The sequence below is a fragment of the Mesorhizobium sp. M0239 genome (assembly GCF_040321815.1).
Lineage (GTDB): Bacteria > Pseudomonadota > Alphaproteobacteria > Rhizobiales > Rhizobiaceae > Mesorhizobium.
In genome coordinates this window covers 144,402-151,588 of sequence record NZ_JAMYSG010000018.1, presented here as the reverse complement: position 1 = coordinate 151,588, position 7,187 = coordinate 144,402, and the positions used below count along the sequence as shown (strand labels likewise).

Below are 7,187 nucleotides of genomic sequence, written 5' to 3'. Positions count from 1 at the left end.
AACCGATCCCAACTTCATGGAAATTTCCGCAAGACCGCTGGATGACCAATTCATCTCGCTTGACGCCTACGCCGTCGCGCGAGTCGACCTCGATCGGCCGTCTTCGGCCTAGCCCGATCTTCGCTTAGTTGGCCAAAACCCCAACAAAGATGAGGGTGATAGTTCTATGAGGCCCTAAGGCCGCGCTTGGGATCCATCTCGCTTTGACCCCCAACCCCATCGTTGGTCAATTCAAAGGCATAGCGCGCGAAAGCAGCAGATGATTGAGACCTGGTCTGCCGTGCAAAACGTCCGTGAGCCTGGTTTGCCCTGGCTGCGCCGGGCAAGCCTCACGCGCCTCAATGCCCCCTGGCCACTACGTGCGCTTCAGCATGTGCCTGGAAACCCGTTCACCGAAACGATTTTCAGGTCAACAAAAGTCAACATAATCGTAACACCCCATGGAGCGGCACCGTTTGCATCTTGATTCATTCAAGCGGATTGTTGACCCATTCAAACCCGTCCGAATATGTCCGTTGAGGAGTCAAGTCATTCGTTGAGCGCCGACGATTGCCAAGCCAATTTGCTAGGAATCAGCCGCAGCTCTCCACCTCTCCCAACGATACCGCTGCGCTTCGGCTATCCTATCCTTTCCTCCTTGGGATGTGGGGCCTGTACTCAGCCCACCATGAAACCGACATCTGAGCTTTCCAGGCACAGCTGCATTTCTGCATTCCGTCCCCCTCCTAGTTTTAGCTTCGCATGTCTCGGTGTAGTCTTGGGCCAACTGGTTCTGTCCTCCATGTTCGATCCTTCGCTCCAACGCGGAACAGGGTAGCTTCGCCGCTCGCGGCAAACATTTTTCAAAATGGTTTAGGTAAGATTTTTTGTTTCGTTGGATTTCCGTCTTGTATGGTCTCTATCTCTGTCTCTGTGTCGATAGGGTATCGATAGGGTATCGATGGGGTATGGATAAGGTATCGATAGGGTAGGGCAGCGACAGGGTCTCGATAGGATGGCTCACTGAGAGCGTTTCAAAGACCCAGCATTTCGGACGATTGCGGTATTATGAATACCCGATTTGAATGGGAGTACCTCTGATTCATCTTTTAGCTTTACTGGGCAAAGCCGCTCAAGCTCGGATAGCGCCGCTCCACGAACTCGCTTGCTTACAATCTTGTCGATTTGCATTATCACGCCAAGCCGATGTTTTTCACGGCGGGTTATCTTTGAACCAGTCGATAATGAAATATTCTTCAGTCTTTGGATCGTAGATGACAAAACGATCTTCGATAAGGACAGTTCGAGCCAATGACAGCTGTTTTTCATTTAGGCGGCTCTCTGCAATGGCATGAGCATCGGGGAGCTGACAGCAGCCCCCACTGGTCTGGTACGGAGACGTAAGCAGGTAAACGTAAAAATGGTGGCTCTCCAGAGCTGGCAAAAGCACGGGCCGCTTCGATCCCGTCCAGCGTCGTAGAAATCTTAGCCGAGGCTCGGCATCGGTGAGAAACAGCGCCTGCAGGCGGTGGAACGCCTCGTGGTAGGCCGCATTGGGCCGGCCGCTGTCCAGCGCGGTACGATTGCGTCTCTAGGCGTGTAGTAGCCGCCGGCGGTGTCCGTCCGGTCGCTCCAAACTCAGGCGCGTCTGCTCGGTGTCACCGTCGACGGCACCCCAGCCGCATAGGCCGATTTCGCTGCCTTGGGGCGTAGACCCTCGAAGGCTTTTCGCGCGAAGTCGCCCGTCTCTTTCGACTGTTGCCGAAGCAAGTCGAGCTCAGAGGGCGTCAGCATCACGGAAGTCGAGGATGTACTCAGCTTCGGAGCGGATGAGGGCCGAAGGCTGGAGATTGAGTTCTTCCCTAACGACATCGCCATACATCCTTCGGCCTCTCGGATTTGTTCTCGGCTCACGGCCATTAATCGGAGAGCACCGCATATACAAGCGTGACTGTACCCCTGAGAGCGCATACGTGCCGTTGTTCGAGCATCTGGAGCGCGCCGTCGAGCTCAAGCGCGCCACGATGATAACGCGGCGGTCCTCACCGCAATGATGCGCGGGAGGTCAAAGATGCGCCGGCGGTTTGAACGCGATCTTCTTCAGCCAGAACTGCTTTTGCTCGAGCGTCGGGCCAGAACCGTATTTTGGCCGATGCCATTTGTGGCCCATCAGCATGGCCACGACCTTTTCGGGCGCCTCCACGGCCGTCAGCCGATCCTCGTATGTGTGCCGCAGGCTGTAGAGAGAGTGGTCATCAGTCGGCAGGAGATTCGCATTGTCAAGAAACTTGTTGACCAAGGCAGAGAGCGAGTCGGCCTTGTCGAGATAGCGCGGAAACCCTTTGGGGTGGAGCTTCATTACGGCGAGCGCGCAACCCACGAGCGGAATGTCGCGCAGGGAGTGGTCTGTCTTCAACACGCGTCCATCGGGCCTCACCTGCACATGTGGCACCGCGTGATCTAGCAAGATGCGGTGCGGCAGAAGGTTCGCCGCCTCCGACAAACGCATGCCGGTGTCCGCTATCAGCAGCACAAGGTGACGGGCCTCCTCGTTGAGTTCCGCCAGCGCGCGGTCGGCAAGGATCTTGTCTTGGACGAAAGCCGCTTCGAAAGCCGCTCGTTGGACCGCGACCTGTCCCGATAGCCGCAATTTCTTGAACACCGGCGGCAAATTCAGCTGATGTGCCATGTCGACAGTGGTCAGCATCTTCGACACGTGGCCAATGTCCTTGTTTGCGGTGCCGATGTCGAGACTTTCCACGCGTATGCGTTTCTGCCACCACTCGCGAAATTGTATGGCGTGGCTCCGGGTGAGGGCGGCTATGTTCATGTCGCCCACAACCTCGATAAGGTTGCCAACGGCGCGCTTTTTCGGATTGCGCCACTTTCGGAGCTGGTTCGGGGACATGGCATTGAGGCTTTGGGCCTCGATCTTCTCGAATTCTGCAACCAGCCCCGTGAGGCGGATCGCCGGCCGCTCCTCACCACCCAGGGCGGCCGCCACCTCCCGCTCGTCCTCAATGACGTTCCTGTCGAGGAGCAGTCTAATGCGGTCGACAATATCATCGCGCGCGCCTTCAGCGAGCTCGGCATTCGTCTGATAGACCAGCCTCAGGGCTTTCGCCCGCTGCTGGGCCGCCTCGAAACGCAAGCGAGCTTCGCCAGATTGACCGTCGCGAAGCCCTCCCCAATACGCATCGAGCTCGACGTGGAGGCGCTGCACTACTTCCTTGGCACGAATGCCACGGGGATCGTTTACGATCGGAATGTCGGTGCTGATGCGGACCAGGACGCGGCGATCGAGCTCGGCGAATTCCTTCGGAACACGGCGAACGAGGTACCAGGTGCCGTCGCGCTTATGCGCCTTTGGCGGATCTTGCAGGGGCGCCAGTTGGCGGAGGAAGTGGGATTCGAACCCACGGTGAGCTTGCACCCACGCCGGTTTTCAAGACCGGTGCCTTAAACCGCTCGGCCATTCCTCCATCGTGATTTTTCAACCACTTGGGTAGCGCGGGGGCCAACCCGTTTGGCCTGTTGGCACCGGATTGGCACCGAAGGCGCTCCCGGCTGGTTCACGCCTCATTCCTGTAAAGCGGCATTGAGGGCTGCGTCAACCACCGCTGTGTCGCTTCCTGCTGTCCTGGGCAGACTCTGAGCTTGTCGGGATCGAGCACCGGGACCATCGCGGTCCAATGGTGCATGAAGAAGAAGCCCGCCGCGGGCGTTGCCCGAGATTGTGAGGCGCTGCAGTGCTTCCATGCAGCGCCCCAGGCAAGGGCGCAGTCCAGCTATCGCCAGAACCATCCTTGCAACCGGGCGGGGCGGGTTAATCCCTATAGGTCAACCTCTTGGGAGAGCTGCGGCATTTCCCCAAAAAATTCAGTTCGCCAAGGGAACAGCTGCTCGTGAGGAAGGCCGAAGCTGCAAATCGGCTCCGGCCTGCGTGTTCCTCAGTCTTTGCAGCTTTCGTCCGCCTTTGCCGCCGCGGCCTTATCACCATGCTGCTGCGCCTCAATGTCCTGCTGCGAGGTTGCAAGATTCTTGTCGCCGCCGCCTTCGGCGCCCGCCAACGGCATCGTGGCGCCATCCTTGGCGGCTGGCTTGCCCGTGCTGTCCGACGCTTTTGGGGTCTCTAAAGGCGCATGAGTTCCATCTTTCGAAATACCGGCGGTCTGTTCGGAATCCGTCCCTGCGTTGGAAGCCGACTTGTCCGGGCATGCGGCGATCGCAGACCCGGCAGAAAGTGACATTGCGATCGCGATTGTCAATGAAGCCATTTTCATCATGCTCGTCCTTCTGTTCGAGTGCCCTGCGGAAGAAACTAGCGGCGCATTTCTTTGTTCCGACGGTCGGTCCGCTGCCCGTCAAAGCTTGGTCAACGGCAGGCATGGGCGGCAGGAGCGAAGCCAGGCTCTTTGTGGCAGAGGGCATCACATCTCTCGCGTGGAAGCACGAAAACCGTTACTTTTCAGAAGGCTTTCACGGTGGAGACGCCACAATCTTGCCCGGTTGCAGCCACAATCGGTTAATACCGTGATAAGCAATTCCTGCGCACAAAGGATCGGGGTTCAAAGGCGTCGTTGTATTGGTCGGGTGAGTGTTTCGGCTTCTTCGACGGTTGGACACGACGTCTAGGTCAAGACTGAAGGGGACATCAGGAAAATGCAGGCTGTGACGCAACCGCGTCTTCGTCGCGCTGCTGCAGTCGCGTTGTTCGCCATGTCGGCCGCCTTGCTGGCGGCTTGTGCGTCGCAGCCCGAGCCGAAAGCGATGGTCTACAAGAAGACCCGCTCCAAAGAATATTTCGCCGAATCCGAATATGGCGTGAAGGCAAGCCCGCGTGTGATCTCCCAGAATGGGCGCATCCAACGTGGCGGCGGCAGGGATCAGCTCGGCAAACCCTATCAGGTCCGCGGCAAGTGGTATTACCCCCGGGAAGACAAGCGCTACGCCAAGGTCGGCCTGGCCTCCTGGTATGGCGACGCCTTCCATGGCCGGCTTACCGCCAATGGCGAAGTCTACGACATGACCCATCTAACGGCGGCGCACCCGACCATGCCGCTGCCGAGCTATGCCCGCGTCACCAATCTCAAGACCGGCAGTTCGGTCATCGTTCGCGTCAACGATCGCGGCCCATATCACGAAGGCCGCATCATCGATGTCTCGGAGCGCGCTGCCCAGATGCTTGACTATGCCAACACCGGCACCGCTCAGGTGAAGGTCGAATATGTCGGCCGCGCGCCGCTCGACGGCGATGACGACCAGTATCTGATGGCTTCCTACCATCCCGGCAACAGGGCGCCAGACCCGTCGGATGGACTGCCGACCGGCGTCATGGTCGCCATGAACGGGCCGTCGCCAAGCCTGCCTGCGGGCGCCGCCGCCGTGCCGTTTCCGGGCCAGTTGACCGATTCCGGCGCTGTCCAGCCGGTCATGTCGACGCAGTCCTCGGCCTATGGCGATCTGGCGCTTCCGGATTTCGGCCCGATCGTGCCGGAGCGCCCGCAGATCAATCTGCCGCCGCAATCACCGTTTGCCGTGGCCTCGCTGTCCTATGCCGACGAGCGGGTCGAACGCGCCTCAAATGCCTTCGCCGCAATGGGTGGCGACGGCATGTCGCCGGCCGACGTGCTCCAATCGTGGAAGCGGCAGCCGCCACCGGCCGGTCCGTCCACCGACTACGTTGCTGCCGGTTCGTTCGAGGATGCCGGAGAAGCCAAGCGTATTGCCGCTCAGCTTGCCGCCTTCGGCAAGATCGAGATCCAGCGTTCGGAACTCGACGGCGAGGATTGGTATTCGGTCAATCTCTATCCCGATGGCCATCACAACCTGGATGATTTGCTGCAGGCTGCCTGGTCGCATGGCGCTCCCGATGCGCTGGCTGTGCGCAACTGAGCACAAGCCAGGCTGGATTTCCGCTACGCGGTTGATCCGCCGTGCAAAAAGCCCGATACTTTTTGCGGGCTTGCCGGCGGTGCCGGCCAACGGGTCGAACATCATGCAATTGCGCTTGCTCCCGCTCGCCGGGCTTCTGGTTTTTGGCCTGCTGCTGTTTTTCCAGGCTCCGGCCGGTGCGCAGCTGTTCGAGACCAAGGCCGCACAGGCCTTCATGATCGACGCCGAGACCGGGACGGTGCTGTTTTCCAAGGATGCCGACAAGCCGATACCGCCGGCCTCGATGGCCAAGCTGATGACCATGGAAGTGGTTTTCAACGCCATCAAGTCCGGTCGCCTGAAGCTCGACGATACGTTCGTTGTCAGCGAAAACGCCTGGCGCAAGGGTGGCGCGCCTTCGGGAACATCGACAATGTTCGCCAAGCTCAAGTCGTCGATCCGGCTCGAAGACCTGATTCAGGGCGTGACCGTGCAGGCGGCCAATGACGGCTGCATCGTCATCGCCGAAGGCATGTCGGGATCCGAGGACAATTTTGCCGCGCAGATGACCGAACGGGCCCGCCAGATCGGCCTCAAGACGTCGACTTTCGTCAATTCGACCGGCCTGCCGGCGGATGGCCAACAGACGACCATGCGCGAGCTGGCGCAGCTCGCCCTGCACCTGTGGCGCGATTATCCGGATCTCTATCGCTATTACAGCCAGAAGGATTTCACCTGGAACAAGATCTCACAGAGGAACCGCAATCCGCTGCTGGCGATGGACATCGGCGCCGACGGCCTGGCGGTCGGTGCGAGCGAGGCAGCCGGTTTCGGCATCGTCGGTTCGCTCAGCCACAATGGTACCCGCGTGATCGCGGCGATGAGCGGGCTGGCCTCGGACAAGGAGCGCGCCGAGGAAGCGCGAAAGCTGCTCGACTGGGGTGTCCGCTCGTTCGAGAAGACTGAAATTTTCGCCAAGGACGAGGTGGTTGGAGAAGCCCAGGTTTTCGGCGGAGCGAAATCCGGGGTGACGCTGAAGGCCAAGGGTCCGATCGACATTTTCCTGCCGATCACCAACCGCGACAAGCTGACGGCCAGGATCGTCTACAACGGCCCGGTTGCTGCACCGGTGGAGGAGGGGCAGCCGGTGGGTGCGCTGCGCGTCTGGATCGGCGATACGCTCAGCCAGGAGACACCGCTTTTCGCCGCCGAATCGATCGGCGTCGGCACGCTGCCGCAGCGCGCACTCGATGCCGTCAAGGAACTGGCGGTCGGCTGGCTGCGATAACGCATATCACTCAAAACCAGCCATGGTTTTGGGGGCGACTGCACAA

At 59.7% G+C, this 7,187-nt stretch carries 5 protein-coding genes and 1 tRNA gene; 2 read left to right on the top strand and 4 right to left on the bottom strand.

All coding sequences use genetic code 11. The annotated features are described in order from the left end of the window. Positions 1-565 precede the first annotated feature (565 nt). The 4 genes from NKI99_RS20225 to NKI99_RS20210 all read right to left on the bottom strand — a co-directional run bounded on the left by NKI99_RS20225 (position 566) and on the right by NKI99_RS20210 (position 4,265). On the bottom strand, positions 566-766 hold the full coding sequence (locus tag NKI99_RS20225) for an HGGxSTG domain-containing protein (protein ID WP_352461333.1): 201 nt from the start codon (positions 764-766) through the stop codon (positions 566-568). A gap of 1,278 nt (positions 767-2,044) precedes the next feature. Further along, on the bottom strand, positions 2,045-3,412 hold the full coding sequence (locus tag NKI99_RS20220) for an integrase (RefSeq protein WP_352611758.1): 1,368 nt from the start codon (positions 3,410-3,412) through the stop codon (positions 2,045-2,047). Then, a tRNA-Ser gene (locus NKI99_RS20215) sits at positions 3,372-3,461 on the bottom strand. The genes NKI99_RS20220 and NKI99_RS20215 overlap by 41 nt, the downstream gene beginning before the upstream one ends. Before the next feature lie 468 nt (positions 3,462-3,929). Beyond that, the gene (locus NKI99_RS20210; RefSeq protein ID WP_128304492.1) at positions 3,930-4,265 is read right to left on the bottom strand and encodes a hypothetical protein; all 336 of its coding nucleotides are present in this window, start codon (positions 4,263-4,265) and stop codon (positions 3,930-3,932) included. Between the two features lie 376 nt (positions 4,266-4,641). Here NKI99_RS20210 and NKI99_RS20205 point away from each other — a divergent pair, with 376 nt between their 5' ends. Beyond that, positions 4,642-5,874, top strand: a complete 1,233-nt coding sequence (locus NKI99_RS20205) for a septal ring lytic transglycosylase RlpA family protein (protein WP_128304491.1) — start codon at positions 4,642-4,644, stop codon at positions 5,872-5,874. Between the two features lie 103 nt (positions 5,875-5,977). After that, the gene (locus NKI99_RS20200) at positions 5,978-7,141 is read left to right on the top strand and encodes a D-alanyl-D-alanine carboxypeptidase family protein (protein WP_164892962.1); all 1,164 of its coding nucleotides are present in this window, start codon (positions 5,978-5,980) and stop codon (positions 7,139-7,141) included. The last annotated feature ends 46 nt before the right edge of the window (positions 7,142-7,187 follow it).